Origin of the sequence: Synechococcus sp. CS-197, from assembly GCF_025128215.1 — a bacterium.
Classification (GTDB): domain Bacteria; phylum Cyanobacteriota; class Cyanobacteriia; order PCC-6307; family Cyanobiaceae; genus Synechococcus_C.
Genome location: NZ_JAHLZC010000014.1, coordinates 83175 through 108225 on the forward strand (window position 1 = coordinate 83175; position 25051 = coordinate 108225).

Genomic DNA, 25051 nt, shown 5'->3' on the forward strand with positions numbered 1-25051 from the left:
GCACTCAGACGCTGTTCACAGTTCAGACACATCCCTTTGGGCTGATCTCGGTACCTTTGGTCTGCTGTTGCCAGCTGTTGATTTCCCATGTGCATGCTCTGCAACCAGGCCCGGTCGCAGCGCTTTGCGGCGGGCACGGGCGGTGACGGCACACCGGTGTATTCCTTATCCATCGCCCCCGAGGGGCTGATCGACAACAGCAACGCCGCTTACACCGAGCGGGCCATAGCCACCGACGGGGTGCTCGATTACTACCTGCACACCCCGGGCGGCGCCGTCACCGTGGCTGGCGGCGGCTTCGGGGAGCAGACGATCGAATCGGTGGGAATTTCTGCGGCCGACCAGGACTATTTCCGCTCAGTGGTGGAGCGCCTCGACGCAGTGATTGATCTGGATTTCCGTGAATCCAGCACGGCTGCTGGTGGGGATGTGGATCTCTTCTACGACATGGAGATCGACCTTGGCGGCAGCGGTAACACCCTGGGTCTGGCCACCACTTCCGGCCGTGGTGGTTGGGAGCTGTTTGTGAACTACCCCGAGGTGGAGTTCGACGAGAACTACCGTCGCTACGTGCTGATCCACGAGCTCGGCCACGCCCTGGGCCTCGAGCATCCTTTCGAGGATGGTGATGGCGACACCGTGAATGGCACCACCGATCCCTGGGCCAGTGCCTTCCCGGAAGACACGGTGATGGCCTACCGCAATCCTCAGAGTGATAACTGGCCCGAGTTTTTCACCGAGAATGATCTCAACGCCTTGATCGAACTTTGGGGAGAAGAAGTGGCGTTTGTGCCACCAAGTCTCGTCGTTGAGCAACCAGATCTCAAGGATGTGTCCCTGAGGCTTTTTGGCGCAGAAAGTGATTTGATTGCTGGAACTGATGCAGTGGATTGGATCAATGGCAGTCGGGGTTCAGATCGAATCAGTGGTGCCGCTGGAGATGATTTTCTGCGGGGTGGTAAAGATGATGATGTTCTCAATGGAAACAGAGGGGACGATTGGATTTTTGGGGACCTTGGTGACGACACCGTGCGTGGTGGTAAAGGTGATGACGTGGTGAATGGCAATGTCGGCAATGACCGCATCTACGGTGATTTAGGCAATGACCAACTTCGTGGCGGTCAAGGTGATGACTGGATTGATGGTGGTGATGGCAATGACCAGATCTGGGGAGATCGAGGAGCCGATTTAATCCGCCTGTCTGCCGGTAGCGATTTGGTTTGGGACTTTTCCTACGCTGATGGTGATCGCCTGCAATTGGCGAACGAACGCACCTACACCCTCGGTTCTGCTGGTGGAAATTTGCAAATTTTTACCGACATTGGAACCACCACACTCGTCGGAGTCGGCCTTGCGGATTTCAAGGCGGATTGGTTCGAATCCGCCTTGGTCTAGTTCCGCTCGCTGATTAAGCTTCACTGGTCTTGAGAGCTTCCAGTGTCTTGTTTGCCTGAAGCGGTCCAAAGGGTGCTTGTGACCGGTGGTGCTGGTTTCATCGGTGGTGCGGTCGTGCGCCGCTTACTCACTGGAAGTCAAGCGCTGATCTTCAACCTCGATAAATTCGGCTATGCGAGCGACCTCACCAGTATTGAAGGTGTCCTGAAGGACCTTGGTCCAGCCGCGGCTGAGCGCCACGTCGTGCAAAGGGTGGACTTGGCGGATGCGGCTGCGACTGCGGCCGCCGTACAACAGGCGGACCCTGATCTCGTGCTGCATTTGGCAGCCGAAAGCCATGTGGACCGGTCGATCAATGGCCCGTCAGCGTTCCTAACCAGTAACGTATTGGGTACGTATTCGTTACTGCAGGCGGTGCGAGCGCATTGGGAAAGGCTGCCCCAAGAGCGGCAGAGCGCCTTCCGTTTTCATCACATCAGCACCGATGAGGTGTTTGGTTCGCTTGGGCCCACTGGCCGTTTCTCGGAGACCACCCCGTACGACCCGCGCAGCCCCTATTCCGCCAGCAAAGCTGCCAGCGATCACTTGGTGAATGCTTGGCACCACACGTATGGAGTGCCAGTAGTGCTGACGAATTGCAGCAACAATTACGGACCCTGGCAGTTCCCCGAGAAGCTGATTCCGGTGGTCATTCTGCGAGCGGCATCCGGCGAGCCGATTCCTCTCTACGGCGATGGTTTGAACGTTCGCGATTGGCTTTATGTCGACGATCACGTTGAGGCACTGCTGCTCGCTGCCACTCGCGGACGTTTAGGTGCCAGTTACTGCGTCGGTGGTGATAGTGAGCGTACAAACCGTCAGGTGGTCGAAGCCATTTGCAGCTTGATGGATGAATTCAAGCCAGAGAGCGCCCCCCATGACCGTTTCATCACCAGGGTGAAAGATCGGCTTGGACACGACCGTCGCTATGCCATTGATCCTGGCCTTATTACCACCGAACTGGGCTGGAAGCCACGACATAATGTTGAGAACGGTCTCAGGCAGACGGTGCGTTGGTATCTCAATCATTTGCAGTGGTGCAATTCCCTTTTGGATCGAAATTAATCTTGGTTTTCGACATGTCTTGGCAGGCTTTAGGTGTTGATGCGAGACGAACAGCGCCGTCATCGTATTCAATGGGAATTGGAGAGTATCTTTGAGCCGTAGTCTTGGTTCAAACAGGGCTGATTGTTCGTCTTTTGCTTCGAATTGCTAGAAATCAATGATGGCAACTCCGTCTCAACGCACTTGTTTTGTTCATATGCCGAAATGTGGAGGAACTTCAGTTCGACTTTCTCTTGAGAAGTTGCTCGGTAAAGAGCATCTTCACCTCGACTATGGAGGCGTGCCAGGGAAAGGGGAGGTAGAGCGTCATTCTCATTTGCTTACTTATATGAAATGCCCAATCCAGTTGGAGAGCGGTTGTTGTGTGTATGGTCATTTCCGTCCGGTGAAGTATCTCGGTGATTTAGGGCCATCTACACAAGATATTTTTGTTTGTACGATTCTGCGTGAGCCGATTGACCGCCTGATTTCGCATTATCGTTATTTACTCGCTTTGGATGATCCTGGCAATGCAATGCGAGAGGCTTTGCGCGAGCATCAAGATGATTTTGCATGGTTTGCAATGCAGCCACGTCTACGAAATATATACAGCCGTCATCTCTTTCAAGTACCATTGAGTCGCTTGAATTATGTTGGAATATATGAAAAGATGAATGATTCTTGGCTTGCTATTGCGAATCGAATAAAAAGCTCTAGCCAAGCAGTTCCTCAGCTGACGCGTTCCAATCGTACCGATGAGCGTTCGTCAAAGCCGATCCCTTAGCCTCAAATATCGCCTCTGTTACGCTCTGAAATCAGTGAACTTCATGCAGAGGATATAGCACTTTATACGTATGCTAATCAGCGATTTATGTCATTGCAAAGAGAGAGTTAAAGACTTTTTATTTTTTTCAATAAAACACTTAAAGCTCGTGCTGAGTATTTTTGATTGGTGGCGCATGTTTCATTGGCTTCTGTTATGTAGTTGAGAAGATAGGGCGATAATGAAGCTTTGTATTCGGCATGGCTTGGTATTAATTTTTTTTGAATATTCAGCAACTGCAGAAAGCTTGTTAGTTGTTGATAGTTGAGCCACGTGCCACATTCCCAGTGAGCCGGAATTGACTCATGGCGGCTGTTGGTGAGGTGGCGAATGGCGGGATGCCGCTGTACATCAGAAAAGAGTGTGCAGGAGTGTGCGGTGTGCTTCACGCATGATTGAAGTGATTGATTTCTTCTGTTTTTTAGTCCACCTCTGCTGATGATCACAACATCAGCTCGAATATCGCCGGCTAGGTCAAGGGTGTGAATGGCACTCCCTTCGCAGAACACAAGCATGTCTGCGGTTTTATAGAGATTGATTTGATGTTCAAAGCTGTGTTCTTCTGGATGGAAGATGAGAAAGCCTGCGTCGTTGAGAATTTTTTCAATGACATGTTCGCCGATGAGGCACGATTGTGTTCTAAGCTTTGAGCGTGAGATATAGATTTTTTTGCGGTTTATTCTCCAGGATCTCCGGCGACGATGTTGAGTTAGCAAGTTGGTGTAATGCTTTTGTGGCTCACTCAGGGGGCCGAGCGTATTGGCTTGTGTTGGAACGATGAGCCTCTCTATGGTGAGCGATTGTGTTGCAAGAATTGTTTGCGTGGGTCGGTTGGTTAAGTACGAGATTATGTCTTTTTGGAAGGATGACAATGGCTGGCTTTGATCAGCATCTGATTCAAAGCCAATGAAGAGAATTCCTTCGATATCGGGTATTGTCTGTTCTAAAAGAGGCCAAAAGCGATGGCAATTATCGGCAATGAAGTGTCCGAAGTGGTCAATGGCAAATCCGCCAAAAAGCCAGAGTCCAGAGCATTGTTTGTGTGGTTTGCGCCTTGTCATTTCCCATGTTGAGGGTGGGGCGCAGGTGTTTGGATGGTCGTGGCCAGTGAATTGTCTCAAGCTGCGGTATTGCTTGGCGTCAGCGATCGCGATGTTGTCTTTGATCACGCCTCCCCGTTGCTTTGAAAAGCTGTCACCTTCTAAAAGTGGGTAAACATCAACGCGCTCATGGGTTCGCGCACGGAGCAGCGGTTCGTGTGGACCAAGAACTCTGAAGGGTGCACTGTCTACGAGGTTTGCCATGGTCTGCTTCGTTGCTTGCGTGCTCTGCTCAGCGTTGTATGGCGTCGCTTGATTTGAAGCACTCATAGGTGCTTTGCAGTCCTTCGTTCAGACTGATTCGCGCACGCCATCCCATCGTGGCTAGCCGGCTTACATCCAGTTGTTTTTTGGGTGTGCCGTCAGGTTTGCTGGTGTCCCAGTGAATCTCGCCTGGAAAGCGCACCGTGGCCGCCACTAGTTCGGCGAGTTCGCAGCTTGAGGGGATAATGCCCGTGCTCATGTTGAGCAAAGCCATCAGTTTTTCCCTGCCATCACTTCCTGACCATCTCGGCTTCATGACTCTACACGCATTGAGTTTTAACAACCTCAAATCAGATGGTTATCTGCGATGTTTGGCTGATGTGTTGCCATGGTTGATCTTCCTAAGCAGCACTGATTGGTGTCAGTTTGACTACCAGCTCTTCGAGCATGAATATCTGAAGCCAAAAAAAAGCCCGGCATCTGCCGGGCTTTTGTGTTGCGCCGCTTTTGAATGCAAGCAGGGAGAGGTTCAGGCCAATTCCAACATGGTGTTGACATCAAATTGTGAGGTGCTGATGCCAAGCAGGGTGGTGGTGCCGAAGCCATCACGAACAAACTCCATCCCAGTTCCTCCGTCGAGGTCGTTGAGTTCGTAATTTTGTCCGCGGGTCATCACCAGAACGTCTCCATCGCTGATGCTGAAGTCAAGGATCACATCGTTATCCTTGCTGAGGAGGAAGCGGTCTGATCCGCGGCCACCAATCAAGGTGTCATTGCCGCGGTTGCCTTGAAGATCATCGTTGCCGTCTCCACCGTTGATTAGATCGTCACCATCAAGTCCTTCGATGATGTCGCGGGCGATGTCGCCAGTGAGCTGGTCAATCCCGTCGGTGCCGCTGATCTGTGTTTCAAAGTTAATCAGCGATTGAGCGGCGTTGAAGTCTTCACCTGAGATGCCTGTGAGAGTAGTCGTTCCGAATCCAGGACGAGTAATCACGAGACCGTCCCCGCTCTGGGTGATGATGTAGCCCTGTCCCGTGGTGAATCCAAGACGATCACCCTCGCTGCTGTTGAAATCAGTGATGGTGTCGTTGCCTTTGCTGAGACGGAAGAGATCAGCGCCGAGGCCGCCTGTGAGGACGTCGTTACCGCGGTTGCCCTGCAGATCATCGTTGCCGTCACCACCATCGAGACGATCATCTCCATCGAGACCTTCAATGGCGGTGTGAGCGCCATCCCCAGAGAGGGTGTCGTTTTCAGCGGTGCCGGAGATGCTGTTTTCGAGGAGAGAAGTACTTTCAGAGCGCGGATCAGCGATGACCTCTTCGTCGCTGAGAGTAACGGCTCCGTTGAGAACATCTTGAATGTAAGTTTCCAGGATTTCTTGCTCGCCGATTTCGGTTTCGAGTGTGTCAGGGAGATTGGCAAATGCCTGATATCCATCACCGCCTCCGGCGATGAAACTATTCGTGGCGAGAGTGAATGTTTCGTTCAATGCAGCTTCATTGACAGCGAAGTTGCGAACTAGATCTACAGTTGTTCCATCATCGCGAGTGATGATGAGAGTATTGACTCTGCTCGCTCCATTCAAGGAACTTTGACCGGAAATTCCAGGACGATTGATGTCGAATTCAAGTTCAATACCAGCGAAATGAGGGAATCGACCATCCAATGCGGGCACCCGGCTGACTCCATTTTCAACCGCGGCTAGGAATTGAGCACCAGTGAGATCGAGGATGGTTTGGCGATTGTTGAATGCCAGCGCGGCAGCGATATCGAGGGCGAGAACATCGGGCCCGTTGATGGTGTCGCGAATACCGCCACCATTTTTCAAGGCGATGTCGACACGGCCGCTTTCACCTTCACTCACCAAGTATTGGTTGGCATACCAGAGAGTTGAATCAGCGGTCAGACGACTCAGGTTGGTTTCACGGCTGCGCACATCAGCGCGAAGACCATTCAGTGAACTGCTAGTTGTGCCGAAGCTGGTGAAGGCGTCTTGGATGACACCAGTTGCAACCAGACGGTTGTAAGCATCCACAACATCCTGGGATGGTGCAATGTCTGATCCAGGCACAAACTGCTTCAGTGCAGCGATGCCTTCAGCAGTGGTGGGAACTGGACCGCTAAGGAGATCGTTGTAATTGATGATGTCACCATTCGCGTCGAAATCGACTACCAGGTTGCCCACATAGCGCCAGAGCTGCTCAGTGTTCGTGAGCAAGACTGTTTTGCCCAGAGAATCATTGGTCACAATCGGGTAGGGGTCGGTCACCGGGTTGGCATCACCGGCTTCTTCTGGGCGCAGAAGGTCAAACGGACCGAATGGAAGATCACCCGACATGTAACCGGTCATGCCGGCTTGCACGATGATATCAACACCATCGAGTTCGTTCGGGAGGATTGGTTGATCGGTGTAATCCTGGGCGTGATCGATGAGAATAATCTTGTTGATGCCTTGATCTCTCAGGCGGTTAATCTCGTTCTGGACCAAGCTGAGAGGATCTGCAATTGGCAGGCGTGCAGTCCCTTCGCCTGTGGTTCCACCAACGAAACCAAGGCCCTCGAGGTTCCCGTCTTCCACCAGTGAGAACAACGCATCGGGAGTACGACCAATCAGGCCGATCTGCTGGCCATTCAGCTCCACGAAGGCGGAGGGAGCAATTTGCCCTGCCAAATCGTTGATGTTACGAGCCGCTTCACCGTCTTCGTAACTGACGAACGGTGCGTTGGCGACATTGCTGAAGTCGAGATTGGCCGAGAGATGTACATAATCGGAGGCTTGCACCATCGCGACGAAGTCATCAATTCCTGCATCAAATTCGTGATTACCGATTCCATTCGCTTGGATGCCAAGGGCGTTGTAAATGGCAATGTCTCCCAAGCCTCCTCCACCGAATGCCTCTTCACCTGCCTCATAAAACAATCCAGGCAAGGAGATGTCTCCAGCGGTTATGTGGAGACTTGCCCAGCCACGATCGGTTGCTAAATCCTCTAGTCCATCAGTGATAGCAGCATAGTTCACAACCTTATTTTCAAGGCTGTTGATATCCAGGAAGTTTGATTCGTTGTCGGAACTGTGCAGCAGCTGCAATGTGAAGTCTGCTTCCGGTTGCAATCCGTAGATGGCAATACCAGGCTCGTCTTCATTACTGATCAGAACATTCTCGCCGGCCATGGTGATGCCCTCGGGGCTTACCAGGCCTGAGTCACCTTCCACATCAAGGATCTGCAGGAACTGAGCATTGCGTGGATCGGTAACGTCGAAGACCGCTACGTTGTTGCTCCGCTCAAGAGCGATCAAGGCGACGGTACGTCCATCGATTGTTCCAAGAGTGACAGTTTCAGGCTCAGTTCCCTTGTCGTCGGAGCGGCCATCGGGATAGCTGCCAGTGATTGCGGCAGCCATTTCGGTGAGATTGCCGGAGTCGTAGACGACGTTTCCGTTGCTATCGAAGATGCTGAAGGAACGGCCACCAAGACCAATCACTTGATCGGGAGCCTCTGCGTCGGCGGACGCTTGACTGAGATAGACCTCGGTGTTGAGAGTTTTGAGGCGACCCATGGGTTGGCCTCGGCCAGCCTGGCTTGCAGCTGCTTCTTGAAGATTGCTGAAATCTTCGTAGCTGCGCAGTCGCGTTTCGTCGTTGTAAAACTCGTCATCGGCGCCGATACCGTATTTGAAGGTGATGAAGTACTCCTCACCGGCTTCGATTTCAGTGCCGCTGCCTTCTGTTGACTCAACGACAAAGTAGGTATTGCCATCAACAGCATCGGTAAAGCCGCTGTCGAATCCAGGCACCACAGTGCGGCCAGTTGCATCGGCCACAATTTCTACAAAGTATTCATCTGCACCGGTTGAAGACTGGCCAGGCTCAAAGTTCACATCATCCGGACGGGTCCGTCCATCTCCTTCATTGGCGGTGAAGAAGAAGGTTTCACCATTCACGCTCAGCGCAGCGGTGCCGTCGGCCATCCGCATGCCGTAGAAGGGGCGGAAACCCGGGGCAAATTCATCATCAGTGTTGGTTGTATCAACAATCAGATCAGCGAATTTGATTTCGGTGAGTTGATTGTCAGCGCGACCATCGGCGCGCACGAAGTCATTGTCGTAGTTAACGAACAGACGGCCGTCGCTGGTTAAAGCCAAACCTTCTGGCTTGTCGAAGCTGGCTGGTGCACCGACGGACGGAAGGTTGAAGAGATCCTTCTGGGTCACCGTGCTGATATCGGCGTTCGTCAAAGCTGCTGCTAGCGCGGCTGGCGCAAGCTCTTCAGGCTGGTTGACACCCAGATCGGCCTGCCAGTCCTTTCCTAGAACATTGGTGGCATAGCGCAGGTCGAATTCCAGCACCGACTTGTTGGAGTTCAGTGCCGTTCCACTATCACGATCGATGACCAGGAATGTGCCGCGGGTTGCGTCGTAAACCGCGTCGCCGATTTTGTCTTGGTTGGCAGGACCGGTTTGCAAGAAAAGGTATTCGGCTTTGGCCTCACCGCTGATTGGATCGAGTGCCAGGATCCGGCGCAGCGAGTCATCGCTTGCGTATCCGTCCGGTCGCATCGGCGTTTGGATAAAGGCATACAGCAGCCCATCGTCGGAGTTGTAAGCCAGACCTTCAAAACCGCGATTGTTGCGGCGATCGGAATACACCGGGGGAATGGTGTAGCTGGTGAAGTTGTCATCATTTCCGCGACCTGCTTCGTAGGTCACCGCTGAGAAGTCGGTGTCTTCGGGTACATAGCGTTGAATCAGGTTGCCGCTCTCAGCATCGAAGATTGCAACCTGGGGGAAATACTCATCGGAGACAGCGAAAACAGGCTTGCCGTCGTTCAATCCTTCGATCGTGAGGCGCAGTACGGATTCGCTGTCGAGGCCGAAGGCATCGCGGGGAACTTCTTCATAGTCACCTTCACCATCGGGTGTGAAGGCAAGATCGTGATTGGGCAACGCACCGATGCCTGTGGAATTGCGGAATCCGCCATTGCCATCGGGAACTTTGAGGGTGATGGAGTCGAGCTCCGATACCGTGTCACCATCGAATCCCAGCTTGAAGATGGTGATTGGATAATCGGGATCGTCAAACAACTTTTCGCCTGCTCCATTGGCGGCATCGTCGGGAACATCGTTGGCTTGTGGGCCACGATCGCTGATGGTGTAAAAGATATCTGTTTTGCTGCCATTCAGAATTTCACTACCATCCCACCAGAGGCCTGAAAGACCACCGGCGATGATGCTGCCAGCTGCTCCACCAGTTTGGTCGTTGGGCTGAGATGTGGTGCTACCTGGATAGTTGATGGCAACGTCGTAGTTACTCGTCGTTGCAATTCCGCGATCCCAGTCTTTGAACCCAAGTGGGAAGATGCTGGTAATGGATGGAGCTGCCGGATCCGTGATATCAACAGCAATTACCGCATTATTTTCCTGGGCGCTGATGTAAGCCGTATTGCCGCTGATGGACACATATTCAGGCTCCAGGTCCTGGCTCACCAGGTTGCCCTCAATGCCATCAGCCGAATCAACGCCGCTAATGCGAATGCCCTGGGCGCGCAACAGATCCAATTGGCTGTCGTAGGCATCAAATCCGAGGTTGACAACCGTTGAAGCTCCTGGATCAGCAGAGTTGACTGAGATAACGCTGATGCTGCCAACGGGGTCGCTGCTTTCGTCCTTCGTGTAAAACTCGTTAGGTTCACCTTCGTTGGCAACAACGATCACCGTGCCATCGGCATTGAAAGCGAGCGAGTCGGGGAGAACCCCAACACTCACTTCTCCAGCAGAAGTCAGGGATGAGCCATCCCACTCAAAAAATTGAACTTCGCCGATAATATTTTCGCTGACTTGAGTTGAGCCAACATTTGCCTCTTTGCCTACGGCGAGTGCAAGTAGTCCGTTCGCGTTAATTGCAACGCTTTGAATGTCATCGCCAATATTAATAGTATCTCGGAGACTTGGAGAACTTGGATTGCTGAGATCGACAATATAGAGAGAGCTGCCACCGATCACAAATGCGGTCGAAGTGCTGGAGCTGTATGCAGAAATTTCAGCCCCTGGCAATTCCAGGCGTCCAAGAAACCGCAGTTGGATGTTGTCCATTGACCATGAGTTTGGCGCTATCCCAATAGTCCCCAGCTCAGAGCAGACGTGAAGTGTTGTGCGCCACTTCCCCTCTGTAGTTTCTTATACAAAACCCAATGCATTGCCATCAATCTTTATGATTGCATTAACGTTTGGCTAGGAAAAGCATGTTGTTGAATGATCTGCTCTCCTGATTTCTTGGCTCGATATTTTCGGCGTCTTGCTCGGCTTGGTGGGTTGGTGACCTCGCCATGATTTTCAATAGGGCTTGCAAGCAACAGTGCGCTGGTATTTGGAGAACCTGGATTGGTGTGAGGCCGGTCGATCGCGCGCTGGGTATGGGGATGGGGGGGGGTGAGAGGATGGGGAATTAGCTAAAACTCAACGAGAGTTGAGGATGGGTGCTCAGTTTGACCACTGCTATTGGTGGCTTCTGCATAGATCGACGCTTTTAGTCCGGCCCGGAAATCGAGTTCATGGCCAAACTCGCGCAACTGAGAATCTTGGAAGCCAGCTTGCTGCATGTCGGCGATTAAATTGTCTTCGTCGAATAAGTAATTATGCTCTGAGTTGGAGTAGGCAATGTAGTTGACCCAGTCGATGGGACTTCCAGCGTTGATAATCGCTTTTGCGTAAATTCCTTCTTCAGGCGATAGGAGGAAGTTTGGGGCTTGAAGAGATTTACCATTGGCAAGTGTAACGATTCGCATTTTTTTATCGATGTATGCATCGATAAAGCGTCGTGCGTTGGGAACGCAGATTGATAGTGACCCTTTAGCTCTTAGAGCGCGATGGCAATCTTCAAGGAGGCGGCATATTTGTTGATAGGTGAGATGCTCTAAGAAGTGTGATGTATAGAATGCATCAACTTCGCCATCTGCAAAAGGTAGGCCGTTGCTGAAGATCGTGATTTAAATCTGCACCCGCTTTTAAATCGATGTTGATCCAGCCATTCGAGCCTGGAAGTTGGACCTGACCCAAGGTCGATTTTGATCGTCATGGCTGGGCTGCCGTTGCGAATTATTGTTCCATCCCGCGCAACATACTGCTGTTTAGGCATCGCTTGAAATCCATGTATGCAAGTGGCAAGCCATCCTCTAATTCAATCTGTGCACGCCATCCCATGGCTGCTAAACGGCTCACATCGAGCTGTTTTTTCGGAGTGCCATCCGGTTTGCTGTGATCCCAGTGGATCGCTCCGTCAAATCCCACTGAAGCGGCCACCTGTTCAGCCAGCTTCTTGATGCTTAGGTCGATGCCGGTGCCCACGTTGAGGAACGCGAGTGGGTCGCCGGCATCATTTCTGGGGGCATCGTCGCTGAGTGTCGACCAGTGCTCTAGGGCAAAGACGCAGGCCTCGCCGAGGTCATCCGCGTGCAGGAATTCCCGGAGGGGAGTGCCTGTGCCCCAGCAAGTCACCGATGCATCTCCCCGCTGTTTGGCTTCATGAAAGCGCCGGATCAGGGCAGGCAGCACATGGCTGCCGGTGGGGTGGTAGTTATCGCCGGGCCCATACAGATTGGTGGGCATCAGGCTGATCGCATCGAAGCCGTGTTGTAGGCGCAGCGCTTCAGCCAGTTTGATTCCAGCGATCTTGGCAATGGCATACCAGGCATTGGTGGGTTCCAGTGCTCCGGTCAGCAGTGCTTCCTCGCGGATCGGTTGGTCGGCGAATTTTGGGTAGATGCAGCTGCTGCCAAGAAAGAGAAGCCGGCGCACACCGCACCGCCAAGCTGCTTCGATCACCTGGGTTTCAATCCGCAGGTTCTGCAGCAGGAAATCCGCTGGGCGACTGCGGTTGGCTTCGATCCCCCCGACGGTCGCTGCCGCCAGCACCACCACATCCGGGCGCTGGGCTTCCATCCAGTCGCGCACTGCAGAATCATCGAGTAGATCCAGCTCCAGGCGAGCCGGCGTCAGGAGGGCACCCCCCTGATTCGGATTTCCGTATCCGGCGCGCCGCAGGGCGCGAACGATGGCGCTGCCCGCCATGCCACGGCCGCCGGCCACGAAGAAGCGATCGCAGGGCTTAATCAGAGTCGTGGTTGCCATCGGCTCACTCGTGTGCACCCACCACCTGGAACCCCTTGCGTGTGAGGTAAGCCTCTTTGCGAGCCTCGTTCTGATCGTGCTCCACCATCTCCTGTACCAGCTCCTCGAGCGTGGTGGTCGGCCTCCAACCCAGCTTCTCGTGGGCTCGGCTCGGGTCTCCGAGCAGGGTGTCCACTTCAGCAGGCCGGTAGTAGCGCGGGTCGATGCGCACCACCACCTCGCCGGTATCAGCCCGTCGCCCCTGCTCCTCTAGACCGCTGCCCTCCCAAACGATGGAACCCCAGCCGAGTGCTACAGCACTCAACTCGATGAAGCGACGCACACTTTCCTGCCGCCCGGTCGCTATCACAAAATCATCTGGGGCTTCTTGCTGCAGCATCCGCCATTGCATCTCCACGTAGTCGCGGGCATGACCCCAGTCCCGCAGAGAATCGAGGTTGCCCATGAACAGGCAGTCGTCGAGGCTCGCATCAATCCGAGCCAGGCCGCGGGTGATTTTGCGGGTTACGAAGGTTTCCCCTCGCCGCGGACTTTCGTGATTGAAGAGGATGCCGTTGCAGGCGTACATGCCGTAGGCCTCGCGGTAATTCACCGTGATCCAGTAGCCGTAGAGCTTGGCGACGCCGTAAGGGCTGCGTGGATAAAAGGGAGTGGTCTCCCGTTGGGGAGTCTCCTGCACCAATCCATAAAGCTCACTGGTGCTGGCCTGGTAGATGCGGGTGCGTTCAGTGAGCCCCAGAAGCCGCACGGCTTCCAGGATGCGCAGGGTTCCGAGGGCATCGCAGTTGGCTGTGTATTCGGGCGACTCGAAGCTCACCGCCACATGACTCTGGGCGCCGAGGTTGTAAATCTCGTCCGGCTGCACGTCCTGAATGATCCGGATCAGGTTGGAGCTGTCGGTGAGATCGCCGTAGTGCAGCACGAGCCGCGGATCAAGCTCATGGGGGTCTTGATACAGGTGATCGATCCGGCTGGTGTTGAAACTGCTGGCCCGTCGCTTGATGCCATGCACGACATAGCCCTTCTCCAGCAGCAGCTCTGCCAGATAGCTGCCGTCTTGGCCCGTGATGCCGGTGATCAGTGCGCTACGCCCCATAGTCCCTGGCCCAATGGAGGTCATCTTCTCAGATCAGAACTGTTGCAACGCGTCTTGTGTTGGTGCTGACGATGGCTGGAACAAGGCCTCCAGTCGGCGCGCCGATTCGCGCACGCTGAGCTGCTCTCGCGCTCTGCACGCTCCGGCCTGAGCCAACGTCACCAGCCGACTGGGATCGTGGCACAGCTCTTCGAGGCGACTGGCGAGATCGTCTGCATTCCCTGCTTGGAAGCGCAATCCGCTCACCTGATCCACAAACAGTTCTGCGGCACCACCCACGCCGCTGCTCACCAGGGCCAGGCCGCTGGCCATCGCCTCGGCGCCCACGATTCCGAAGGCCTCCGGATGAATCGAGGGGAAGACGCAGACGTGGTGCAGCCCATAGAAGCGAGACAGACTGCGGCGTTGCAGCTGGCCGGTGAAGCGCACGGCGTCGAGCCCGTGCTGCGACAGCAGAGCCTTCAGCTGCTGCTGGTAACCGGCCTGAAAATCGCCTCCAGCCAGGTGCCCTTCCACGTGCAACCCCTTTTGATTCAGTGTCACCAACGCTTGCACCAGGGTGTGGGCCCCTTTGCTGCCCATCATCAGCCCGGCAAAACACACCTTGAGCGGGTGTCGCTGGCTGCCGAGCGGCATGAGCAGGCGGTCCCCATTCAGGGGTGCTGGAAGTGGCCGCCCGGTGACCGCGGGTCCGAACAGCTCGCAGCGCACACCTGGGTAGACCACGGGCAGGCTCCCACTGGCCGATCCCTGGAAGCCTGCAGAGCTGAGTGCTTGGGCCACTGCTGCGCTGGCTGCCACCAGCCTGTAATCGCTGGAACGCGGCAAGTGCTGCGGATGGAAGGGTGGGTTGACGAAGCCGATGTGATGGAGCACCGCTACCTGGTGGGCGAGCAGGGAGCCGAGCACCTCCACGCCCAGCAGATCGATGTTGCCCACCAGCACGCCATCGAAGGGCCCCCGTTGCTGCCAGATTTTCTGGATCGCTTCGGCGTTGTGTCGATCGATCCTTCGGCAACGCTCTGAATCTTGCAGTGGACGCACGCCACCTTCGTAACTGCCTTTGAGCAGCAGGCCACGATCCACCCGTTCACCGGAGGGGCCCTGGGTGTCGCTGGGCCCCAGATGCGGAGCGTCGCTGCACAGCACGCTCAGATCGTGACCGCGCTGCTTGAGCCCCCAAACGAAATCGGCAATCGAGCGGCCGTAGCCCCCCAGCTCCTGCGGCGGGTAGAGATTGGTCAGTGCCAGCAGTTTCACGGCAGCACCTTCTGCTGCCAGGCGTTCAGAAGGGCTTCCATCACCGAGTTCCAGTCGCCGTGACTGGGTTGGCGGAAGAGGCGCAGGCTTGGGTACCAGGGTGATCGTTCTCCATGGAGGCCCCAGCGCCATTCCGGCACGTGGCGCAGGGCAACCCAGGCAGGTAGACCTAAAGCGCCAGCAAGATGCACCACTCCACTGTCAGCGCTGATTAGCAGATCGCAGTTGGCCAGCACTGCAGCGGTGTCAATGAAATCCATGCTGGCACTGACAGCTGCTTGACCCTCCACAAAACGCAGGGGGCCATCCAGCCGCAGCTGTTCGCTGCCAGCCCCTTTCTGGATGCTGACAAATTCCACCCCCGACAGTGTTCCAAGAGCTTGAAGTTCAGAAAACGGTATGGAGCGGCCTTGAGAGTAGAGCGATCCTTCATGGCGTGGATTGCCCTGCCAGTGCAGGGCAATCAGCTGCTTCTCAGGGTTCCGGCCCAGTAACTTCTGCCAACGTTGAATCGCGTTGGTGGGCAGGGTTAAGTAGGGAGCCTGTCGCGTCAAGGTCGACGGTTGCAGATGAACCCGCAGCGGCACGCTCATCAGCGGGCACCAGCGCACGCTGGCATCGTGAGATGGGTCATGGTTCACCGATGCGGTGACGGTGTCTAACGCAGTGCCTTGTTGGAGGAGGGCCACAAGGGGTTTCTGACAAAACAGCGTGACGGGCACGTTCAGGTCGATCTGCAGCTGGATTCCAAGGCGGCAGAACATCAAGGTGTCGCCTAGGCCTTGTTCAGCGACGAGGAGCAGGCGGGAGAGGGGGCGCTCATCCCAAATTCCTTGCCATGGGCGGCCAAAAAGGTTGTGAAAAAAGTCATGGTTCTGCCGATCGAGTCGCTCCTCATACAGCGCCCAACCTTCACGAAACGCGCCGTGCAAGAGCAGATCTTGGGCCAGATTGCGCCTTGCAGACCGAGCGACCAGACCCTCAAGCTGGCAATCAGCACAGCAGGTTAAGGCTCTTCTATAGGAGCGGATCGCCGCCGGTAATCTCCCTTGTTGATGGAAGGCAAGCCCCAGGTTGAAATAGGCCTCACAGAGATCGGGGCGCTGCACGATGGTGCTGCCGATCAGGCGCTGTGCCCGAATGGGATTCCTATCGAGTAAGGGCTTGGCCGCGTGCATGGGAGCCGCCGCTGCGTCGAAGCTCTGCATGGCCATGCCTCGAATGCGTCAAAGACTAGGTTTGACCAGCACTCTGAATGGGGAATGAGGGTTCTTGTCGCCATTGTCCATCATTGGAATCCTGCAGGTGGCGGCAGGCATCAATCCTTGCGCCCGAATGCAGCACCTCGGGTTGCCGCTCTTCAACAACAAATTCTCGCGTTGTGTCGTCTTGGAGGTCAGCAAAAGCACCTCAATTTTCAAGATCAGGCGGCGTACCCGGCCAATCTCGATCAGCCGCTGGAATTAGACCTTCACCTCATTACGGATGGCCGTCATCACGTGATCGAGCAGCTCGATTCTCAGACGCGCTTGAGATTGGAGCACATTGTTGCGAGCCCTGATCATCCGCTGCAGCTCGGTTTCGAAGCGCATCGTCACCTAGCAGAGCAGCTACACCATGCCTACGACCTCTATGCCTATGTCGAAGATGATTTGATCATCCATGACCCCTGCTTTTTCCAGAAGATCAAGGGGTTTGTTGATCAAGCAGGTGAGCATTGCGTGCTTCTTCCTCAGCGGTATGAAACGAACGCGATCCCGTGGCACATCAACAAGCTCTACATCGACGGCGAGATTCCTGAAGCTGATCGCCTGACCTGGATACCAGAGCCGGCCCCGCCGCTCTCGATCGCCGATGCCGGGTTTGGATCGGTGGTATTGGAGTCTCCGCGCAACCCCCATGCTGGGTGCTTCATCCTGACGAAACAGCAGCTGGAGTACTGGTCACACCAGTCCTGGTGGTTAGATCGCGATTGCTCTTTCATCACTCCCTTGGAGAGTGCGGCGACCCTTGGATTGTTGAAAACGTTTCGGCTCTACAAGCCTTCCTTTTCTCAGGCGATGTGGTTAGAGGCGCAGCATTGGGGAACGAGTTTTCTGGGCTTGATGGCCACGGCCACGTCCCAGCAGTCGGGAGGGATCGTTAATGGCTGATCCGCTGCCCTGTCGTCTGATTTGGGGTTGCGATCCGGGCCGACAGATCGAGCGGGCCTGGATCACGAGCTTGTTGGACCCTGCGGAGCAGGTGGTTGCCTGGGATCGGGATTTGCTTCCTGATCAGGTGCCTGGACGATCGCAGGTCTTGGTGGAATCAGGGTTGCTCCACCTCGAGCGATCTCCAGCTCCCGAACGACTGGCAGCCCTCCAACAGCAAAGGCACGCCCGTTTACAGCTTCTCTCGACGCGTGGTCCCATTGGTTTGATACATCTCAGCGATGAGGAGGGGATCGACGGTGATGGGCTGTACCCCTTGCTGCCTAAAGGCACGGTGATCTGGCGCAATTTTTCCCATCCGCGCCTTCAACATCACGGCAACGTCAGTGTGTTCCCCATTGGGCCGCGTGCTGAATTGCTCAAGCCCTCCATCGAGCAGCGCTCCCACCTCCGTGCGTCCAAGCGTTCCTACCCCTGGGCGTTTATGGGAACCCTGTGGTCGAGTGGATCACGAACCCTGGCTGCCTCCCTGTTTCTTCATGCCTTGCCTCAGGGCTTCTATTACGGCGGAAGGCGTTTCGGACAGGGCTTGCCTGTGGAGGCTTACACCGAAGTGCTCCTGCAGAGTTCTTTCGCTCTCTGCCCTGAGGGTGATCGCCATCTCGACACGTTTCGCCTGCACGAAAGCCTTCAGGCTGGGTGCATTCCTGTGGTGGTGGATCAACGACAGATGGCGATTGACTTGCTGGGAACGCAGGCTCCGTTCCCGGTTTTCAACAGCTGGCCGGATGCCTTGCTCTGGGTGAGGGGGCTGCTAGCCAAATCCGATGCGCTTGATGCCACCCAAGTGGCCATTGCCAGCTGGTGGCAGCAGCGTCGCCACGGCCTAGCCCGTGCGATGCGCCACACTTTGATCCACGAATCCTTCTGATCTCTTCTGCGGTGCGCCTGCTCCTGATCCATCAGAATTTTCCGGGACAATTCCGTCAGCTGGCTCCTTATTTACTCAAGCAAGGCCATGACTTGGCGGCGATCTGCTCCCACCAACGGCCGGCTCCAATGCCGATCCAGCTGCTGCGCTACACCCCGCCTTCAAAAGTAAAGGGTCTTCAGCATTTCGGAGGCAGCATGTGGCTGGAGGCTTTGCAGCGCGCAGAATCGGTGACTCATGCTGTGGCCGCTTTGCTGGCCAAGGGTTGGCAGCCTGATGCGGTGCTCGCCCATAGTGGCTGGGGAGAAACCCTTGGCATCTCAGAGTTGCTTCCGGATGTGCCGCAAGTGATCTGGCCTGAGCTCTGGGTGCGTCCCGAGCATGGCGGCCATGGAACCGATCCAGGACTGCCCCAGAAGCTGGAACAACTGGGACGGCATGCGCTCACACGTGTTGCGCTTGCTGAAGCTCAGGCTTGGGTTCTCCCCACCCGTCACCAAGCCAACAGTTTTCCCTCTGAGTTCCAAGGGTCCCGCTTGCACGTTGTGCATGAGGGCATCGATGCGTCAGTCGCTTGCCCCAACCCCTTGGTTCGTTACAGCGTTCGCGATTGTTCAATTGACCGCAGTGTGCCCACGATCACATTCGTGAATCGCAACCTTGAACGCTTGCGCGGGTTTGACATGTTCATGCGCGCTCTTCCCATGATTCAGCGAGCCCATTCACAAGTGCGCATTTTGATTGTGGGAGATAACGAGTCCGGATATGCCGGCGGATCTCCTGGTGGTGAACCCTTACGCCAGGTGATGCTGCGAGAGCTGCAGGGAGAGTTGGATCTAAGCCGCATCCATTTCTTGGGGAGGATCCCTCACCCTCAGTTGATGGCCTTGCTCCAGGCCAGCTGGGTGCATGTGTATCTGAGCTATCCCTTCGTGATGGGTTGGAGCCTGTTGGAGGCGATGGCCTGTGGATGCTGCATTGTTGGCAGCCGCGGGATGCCCGTGGCAGAGGTGATTGAGGATGGTGTGCAGGGTTTGCTGGTGCCCATGGGGGATGTTGAGCTTTTGGCGCGCAGGGTGATTGCCCTGCTAAATGCTCCAGACCTCAGGCGTAATCTTGGCGAGGCAGCCCGTAAGGAAGCACTTAGCTGGGATCAGTCCGTTACGCTGCCTCAAATTTTGCGTGTGATCGAGGAGGCTGTGAAATGCCGATAACTCTGCGTCGATGATTTTGCGTCTGTCGCCCTGGCGTCGTTTGCGTCATGGTTTGATTCGTAGCCGTTGGCGGCGATGGTTCCTGCCATCACTCTGTGCCCTTCCTTACGTTGCCTCGATCGTGTGGTTGTTGCTGCTAGGGGAGGGATGGATTGCTCAGGTCTTGCTGGCTCCGTTGCTGATGGGCTCGCTGCTGGGCCTGCTCAGCCTTTGGCTTGCTCGAGAAGAGTTTCATCGCTGAAATCTTCGCGCGTAAAGTGAACGTAGTGCTCTTCAAGCCTGATTTGGACATCCCCGCACAAGGTTGGACCCTCTCGCAAGCCGGCTCCAGCGATTCCCGTGATGCTGTGATTCGCTTCTGGCTGGCTGCACCGATGGACCAGATTCAGGCTCTGTGGTCGGGCGGTTTCGGTGAAATCACCCGTCAGTTGGTGAATCAACTCTCACCATCGTTTGAGTTCACCCCTCAACAGGTGAACCTGCGCAATGCGCTGAATCAGCGCATTGGCTCCCTGGGCCTCACCCAGCCCCTTGCCCATCAACTGCTTGTAGCCCTATTTCTGCTCTCGCCTCCTGGATTGTTGAAGATCGCCAATCCAGAGCAGCAGCTCCCTCCTTGGTTGGTGGAAGCTTTTAAGAGCCTTTACGACAACAACCAACAGACCATGACGGTCCTGGGTGGTCCTGAATCTGTTCAACAACAGCCACCGTTGGACTCCTTGCCACGCCCAGATTTCGGAGCATTCCCCACCAGCCTCGCCGAGTTGGTAGGGAACCGCATCCAGCTAAATCGGTTGCTTGGTCTCTCCAATCTCTACTACATCGATCCCGAGGATCAAGAGATCACCCAGGAGCTTGTTGAGATGCGTCGCGCGTTGGCTGAACTCATCCAAGCCGCTCCCGCATCCGATCTTGAACGGATTTGGTCGACAGAGTTTGGGGATCGTTACTGGGCACTGGTGCGTTCCGGGATCCAGAAGGAAGGGCTCGGACAGGCCGATCAGGAGATCAAAGAGGCAGCGACCCATCAACTAAGTCCGTCCGGAGGTGGCTTTGGGTCACCGACAGCTCTCAATGCATTTCTGATCGTGATGATGTATTTCATGCCGGGTGGCATGCGAGTGGAGGCTCCTGAGCAGAAATTGCCAAGTTGGTTGCTGGAGTCTTATCGCCAGGTGTTTGAACAAGCCCAGCCAACAAGTGTTTGAGGAATCGGTTCACTCTCCTTGCGCATTCTTTTTTCTCACAACAACTATCCAGCTCAGTTTCGCCGCCTGATTCCAGCTTTGATCGAGCAGGGACATGAGGTGGTGTTCCTCTGCCGTAGCAAAGAGTGGCATGCTCCTGAGCTGGATGGCGTGCGTCTTTTGCCGTTTGAACCCCATCGTGCTGGGGGCGGTGCGGCCATCCATCCCTATCTTCGCCGTTTTGAAGCAGCGGTTCTGCAAGGTCAGGCGACGTACCGGTCTCTTCAGCCTCTCGTGCAGGAAGGTTGGGCTCCTGAATGGATCATTAACCATGTTGGCTTCGGCAACGGCTTGTATCTCAGTGATGTGTTTCCGAATGCACGTCGGATCGGTTTGTTCGAGTGGTACTACAACGCCTGCGGCGCCGATGTTGATTTTCTCAAGCGTGGCCCGGTCGATCCCGATCGTGCGCTGAGGTTGCGCACCTGGAATGCTCATCTCCTCCTCGAGCTTGCCGCATGTGATTTTGCGGTGACTCCGACCCGATGGCAGCGCGATCAGTTCCCGAAGCATTTGCGCTCGCACCTTCGGGTGATCCATGAAGGGATTGACGTGGATGGCATGCAGGCCCTGCGCCAATCACCACCCATTCGACCGGCTTGCCTACCTGCAGATCCCGATCTGGAAATCGTGACTTATGTCAGCCGTGGGTTCGAGGAATATCGAGGTTTCCCCCAGGCCATGCAAGCCATTGCTGAACTTCAGCGCCGTCGCCCGGGATTGCATGCTTTGATTGTTGGTCATGATGGTGTCGCCTATGGCGCCAAGCGCCAAGACGGGCGGGGTTGGGGTGAGTGGGCAAGGGATGAGCTCACCCTGGATCCATCGCGCACCCATTGGATGGGCATGTTGCAAGATGCTGAATACCACCAGGTGCTTGCCCACAGCTCGGTGCACCTTTACCTCACCGTGCCTTTTGTCCTGAGTTGGAGCTTGCTGGAGGCGATGGCCGCTGGATGCGCTTTGGTGTCGAGTGCGACGCCTCCTGTTCTGGAAGTGTTAGAGCACGATCGCTCGGCGTTGCTGGTGGATTTCTTCGATCCAATGGCCCAGGCCAATGCCGTTGAACGCTTATTGGACCAACCAGACTTGCGCGCTCGCCTGTCCAGAGCGGCCTCTAAAAAGGCTTGTGACTTTAAAGCATCAATCGGTATCCAATCCTGGCTTGCTTTGTTTGGTGAGGAGCTTAGGACCTAGGTACAGCTCCGCTTCTGGCCATGTTGACTACGGCGATCGTGCCGACTAGGTTCGCCAATGTATACAGATCTTCGTGTCTGTAACCCGCCGCCCCCGTGTGGGAGCGGATCGGCCAAACCCCGTTCCCACACCTGTTCTTCCCTTGCGATGACCTCTAGTTACAACCGCGTTGAAGGCACAGACCTTCAAGATCTGATTTCTGCAGTCAGAGGCCAGTCCGATTCGATCCTCGTCTACAACGCTGACGATTTCGTCGCAGGCGTAGACGGTGATGACCGAGTCGTGCTTGGCCTTGGCAATGACACGCTGACGATTTTTGGTCAAAGCGACCTCCCAGGCTTTGCTTTCTCGCTGAACGGCGCAGAAATTTACGGGGATGGCTTCCCCAATGCACTCGAGGGAGGATCGGTTGCAAATCCCAGCGGCGATGATTCAATCGACCTCACGCTTCCAGGCCGTGGTCCGAGTGTTTTCTTAGGAGCTACAAACACTCTGATTGATGCTGGCGCAGGCGTCGACACAATCCAGGGTTGGACCAATATTGAGCTCTCGACTCTTCGTGGTGGCGAAGGAACCGACACCATCCGTTGGGGATACGGCATCACCATCAACGGCGACAGAATCAGCAGCTCGATTTCTGGTGGCTTGTTTGAAGGTGGTCTTGCTGAAGACACCATCGTTCTTCAGGCCAATCAGGTTGTCGATACCACGATTCGTGGTGCTGACGCTGTGAACGGACCCAATGATGGAGACGACTCGATTGTTGTCGAGGGCTATGCAGGCACGAATGAAGCAATCAACGTTGAGGTCGAGAGACTTGTAATCAACGGCAACGCTGGCGAAGACTCAATTCGTGTTGGGGATCTGAATACGTCTAGTGGTTCCGCTGCACTCAACATCCGCGATTCTGAGATTCGCGGTGGCAAGAATAACGACACCATTGAGGTCGGAGCTCGTTTCGACCTGGTCGGCAGTACCGTCTATGGCGATGCCAACGCTGACTTCATTGCGGTTTCTGCTGGTCGCGACATTATTGGCGGCAGCATCTGGGGTGGCAGTCCTGATGACACCACAGACGACCAAGGTGATTTGATCGCCATTCAATCTGGCAACAGAATCACCGGAAATTATGTTCAAGGCAATGGTGGCAATGACACCATTGCAGTCGTTACAAGCCTTCTGGACAATTCCACCATCCGCGGTGGTAAGGATGAAGATGACATAACAGTTGAAGCCGACACCATCACGGTTTCTCAAGTGTTTGGTGACCGAGGCAGCGATACTATCGATGTCTCTGCGACCAACATTCAGTCCAGTTCGATCTTCGGCGGCAGCTTTGAAGATACGACAAATGATGGTGCTGATTTCATCTCCGTAGCTGCTTCGGCAACGATTCAAATTCGTTGTTCCGCGGTAACGGTGGTGCCGACACGATCGACATTCAGACGCCTCTGTTCTCTCGCAGCTCAGCCGAAGGCGGTAAACAAGATGATTCCGTTTCAATCGGAAACGGTACGTCAGCCTACGAAATCCGTAATTCTGTTATTTCTGGTGATCTCGGCAACGACACACTGTTTGTTGGCGGCTCCAATGGGGTTATCAATTCATCCAGCATCTACGGCGGAAATGCTGATCTCACCACTGGCACGGGTGATGATCTGATTTCCATTCAGGCTTCGATCACCAATTCTTTGGTTGATGCAGGCGATGGTGATGACACGATCAGCATCACCGGTAATGTCAACAACTCCACGATCATTGGCGGAGAAGAAATCATTCTTGGTGGTCTAACCAGTTCGACCCTGAACGGCAGCGCTGGCAACGACGACATCAACGTTCTTAATAACGTCACCAAATCTGAGATCAACGGTTTAGCTGGTAACGACACCATTGCTGTTGGTGGTCGCGTCGGTGGTTCGACCATCAACGGAGACGATGGCAATGATTCGATCTCCTCGGGATCTAATGTCACCTCAACTTTCTCCGGCGGTGAAGGTGATGACACCTTTAGCCTTGGTGAGACTGATCGCAGCACGATTGATGGCGGAATTGGTGACGATTCCATCGTGTTTGCCAATGTCACTTCCAGCTTGATCACCACTGGTGAAGGTGACAATTCAGTGTCCTCTACCGGTGATCTGCTGAGCAGCACGATTACCGGCGGCACCGGTAGTGATTCTGTGCTGGTTGGTGGCGCTTTCTCTGAGAGCTCCGCAACACTGGATGCTGGTAACAACTTTGTTTCGGTTGATGGTGCCATCAGCTCCTCCACGATCACCGCTGGTGATGGAGACGATCGCCTCTATGCCCAGACTGGTGTTACGAATTCGACGATCAATCTCGGCAACGGCATCAACGTTCTTGATGTTGATCAAGGCGTTATTTCTTCCTCCTTCACTCTCGGAAGCAACGACGACACCCTGGACATTGGCGGCAACGTCACTAGCGCCACGCTCCTTGTCGGTGACGGCAACAACTGGGTGACTATCGGCGGCAGCATCACCAGCAGCATCCTCCTGGCAGGAGCAGGTGATGACAGTGTTCAGCTGGGTGGAACCGCCGTCGACATTGTGTTGTCAACAGGTAGCGGTACTGACATCGTCCTGGTCACCGGTGATGCGATTGTCTCTGACTTCCAAACCGGGGAAGGCGCTGATTCAGTTGGCTTCGCTGCAAGCTTCAGTGGCTCCACGATCGATGTTGGTGAGGGCAGCGACACCCTCGGCATCGCTGGAGATGTGGTCAACGCGGGTGCCACCAGTGGCCTTACCACCACACCTCTGACCTCTGTCATCACCCTTGGCGAGGGCGACAATTACCTCACGATCGGTGGCAACGTTGTCAGTGCTTCCGTTACTGCCGGAGCTGGTGATGACATCTTCGCTGTTGGGGTTGTCACTGATACCACCATCTCTGCTGGAGCTGGTGACGACTCGGTGGGCGCAACGTCCTTCGATGACAGCACCCTCACCTTTGGTACAGGTGGAGACACCCTGGCGGTAACAGGTGGTGTTTCTTCCACCGAAATCACCTTCGGTGGATCCAGCTTCGTGACCATCACTGGTGTAGTCACCGATTCAACGATCACGGGTGGTTCTGGTACCGACCTCATCAACGTCGGTTCCCTTGATGAGAGCACCATCGCCCTTGGTGACGGCTTCGACGTCCTGGGTGTCTTTGGAGTCATGTCCAGTAGCTCCATTACCTCCAGCGATAC

18 protein-coding genes and 1 pseudogene are annotated in these 25051 nt (G+C 55.1%); 10 read left to right on the top strand and 9 right to left on the bottom strand.

Annotated elements, in window-relative coordinates; all coding sequences use genetic code 11:
* The first annotated feature begins 93 nt into the window (after nt 1-93).
* The 3 genes from KQ296_RS05345 to KQ296_RS05355 all read left to right on the top strand — a co-directional run bounded on the left by KQ296_RS05345 (nt 94) and on the right by KQ296_RS05355 (nt 3262).
* On the top strand, nt 94-1395 hold the full coding sequence (locus KQ296_RS05345) for a hypothetical protein (protein ID WP_259726388.1): 1302 nt from the start codon (nt 94-96) through the stop codon (nt 1393-1395).
* A 42-nt stretch (nt 1396-1437) separates the two neighbouring features.
* Complete coding sequence (gene rfbB / locus KQ296_RS05350; RefSeq protein WP_041428316.1) at nt 1438-2499, top strand: dTDP-glucose 4,6-dehydratase; 1062 nt, start codon at nt 1438-1440, stop codon at nt 2497-2499.
* 157 nt (nt 2500-2656) lie between these two features.
* Nucleotides 2657-3262, top strand: coding sequence for a sulfotransferase family 2 domain-containing protein (locus KQ296_RS05355; RefSeq protein ID WP_083833620.1), 606 nt, complete (start codon nt 2657-2659; stop codon nt 3260-3262).
* A gap of 107 nt (nt 3263-3369) precedes the next feature.
* Here the strand turns inward: KQ296_RS05355 and KQ296_RS05360 are convergent, their stop codons facing one another.
* The 9 genes and pseudogenes from KQ296_RS05360 to KQ296_RS05400 all read right to left on the bottom strand — a co-directional run bounded on the left by KQ296_RS05360 (nt 3370) and on the right by KQ296_RS05400 (nt 16306).
* Nucleotides 3370-4671 carry a glycosyltransferase 61 family protein gene (locus KQ296_RS05360; protein ID WP_011932043.1) on the bottom strand — a complete coding sequence of 434 codons (1302 nt, stop codon included), beginning with the start codon at nt 4669-4671 and terminating at the stop codon, nt 3370-3372.
* A complete protein-coding gene (locus tag KQ296_RS05365) occupies nt 4634-4864 on the bottom strand; it encodes a fucose synthetase (protein WP_259726389.1) in 231 nt (76 codons plus the stop codon). Before KQ296_RS05365 ends, KQ296_RS05360 begins: the two co-directional genes overlap by 38 nt.
* Before the next feature lie 270 nt (nt 4865-5134).
* Nucleotides 5135-10702, bottom strand: a complete 5568-nt coding sequence (locus KQ296_RS05370) for a choice-of-anchor I domain-containing protein (protein ID WP_083833621.1) — start codon at nt 10700-10702, stop codon at nt 5135-5137.
* Between the two features lie 356 nt (nt 10703-11058).
* Nucleotides 11059-11394 carry a hypothetical protein gene (locus tag KQ296_RS05380; RefSeq protein ID WP_011932046.1) on the bottom strand — a complete coding sequence of 112 codons (336 nt, stop codon included), beginning with the start codon at nt 11392-11394 and terminating at the stop codon, nt 11059-11061.
* Between the two features lie 63 nt (nt 11395-11457).
* Nucleotides 11458-11595 (bottom strand): annotated as a pseudogene (locus KQ296_RS12725) (methyltransferase domain-containing protein); the annotation flags it as partial.
* 109 nt (nt 11596-11704) lie between these two features.
* Entirely contained in the window at nt 11705-12736 is a 1032-nt protein-coding gene (locus KQ296_RS05385; RefSeq protein ID WP_011932047.1) for a GDP-L-fucose synthase, read from the bottom strand.
* A 4-nt stretch (nt 12737-12740) separates the two neighbouring features.
* A complete protein-coding gene (gmd, locus tag KQ296_RS05390; RefSeq protein WP_011932048.1) occupies nt 12741-13832 on the bottom strand; it encodes a GDP-mannose 4,6-dehydratase in 1092 nt (363 codons plus the stop codon).
* 33 nt (nt 13833-13865) lie between these two features.
* Entirely contained in the window at nt 13866-15092 is a 1227-nt protein-coding gene (locus KQ296_RS05395; protein ID WP_011932049.1) for a glycosyltransferase family 4 protein, read from the bottom strand.
* Nucleotides 15089-16306 carry a glycosyltransferase family 9 protein gene (locus KQ296_RS05400; protein ID WP_011932050.1) on the bottom strand — a complete coding sequence of 406 codons (1218 nt, stop codon included), beginning with the start codon at nt 16304-16306 and terminating at the stop codon, nt 15089-15091. Before KQ296_RS05400 ends, KQ296_RS05395 begins: the two co-directional genes overlap by 4 nt.
* Between KQ296_RS05400 and KQ296_RS05405 the strand changes: the two genes are divergently transcribed.
* From KQ296_RS05405 to KQ296_RS05435, 7 genes are all read left to right on the top strand, one after another.
* The gene (locus KQ296_RS05405; protein ID WP_259726390.1) at nt 16265-17245 is read left to right on the top strand and encodes a hypothetical protein; all 981 of its coding nucleotides are present in this window, start codon (nt 16265-16267) and stop codon (nt 17243-17245) included. The two genes, KQ296_RS05400 and KQ296_RS05405, sit on opposite strands and share 42 nt — an antisense overlap.
* A complete protein-coding gene (locus tag KQ296_RS05410; protein ID WP_011932052.1) occupies nt 17238-18176 on the top strand; it encodes an exostosin family protein in 939 nt (312 codons plus the stop codon). Before KQ296_RS05405 ends, KQ296_RS05410 begins: the two co-directional genes overlap by 8 nt.
* 11 nt (nt 18177-18187) lie before the next feature.
* Nucleotides 18188-19390 (top strand): glycosyltransferase, encoded by a 1203-nt coding sequence (locus KQ296_RS05415; RefSeq protein ID WP_259726391.1) that lies wholly within the window; start codon nt 18188-18190, stop codon nt 19388-19390.
* 10 nt (nt 19391-19400) lie between these two features.
* Nucleotides 19401-19631 carry a hypothetical protein gene (locus tag KQ296_RS05420; RefSeq protein ID WP_041428319.1) on the top strand — a complete coding sequence of 77 codons (231 nt, stop codon included), beginning with the start codon at nt 19401-19403 and terminating at the stop codon, nt 19629-19631.
* A 43-nt stretch (nt 19632-19674) separates the two neighbouring features.
* A complete protein-coding gene (locus KQ296_RS05425; protein ID WP_259726392.1) occupies nt 19675-20598 on the top strand; it encodes a hypothetical protein in 924 nt (307 codons plus the stop codon).
* An 18-nt stretch (nt 20599-20616) separates the two neighbouring features.
* Nucleotides 20617-21834: a glycosyltransferase gene (locus tag KQ296_RS05430; protein ID WP_011932055.1), complete on the top strand. Its 1218-nt coding sequence runs from the start codon at nt 20617-20619 to the stop codon at nt 21832-21834.
* 1403 nt (nt 21835-23237) lie between these two features.
* Nucleotides 23238-25051: calcium-binding protein (locus tag KQ296_RS05435; RefSeq protein WP_259726393.1), on the top strand; the 1814-nt coding region annotated here is incomplete at its 3' end.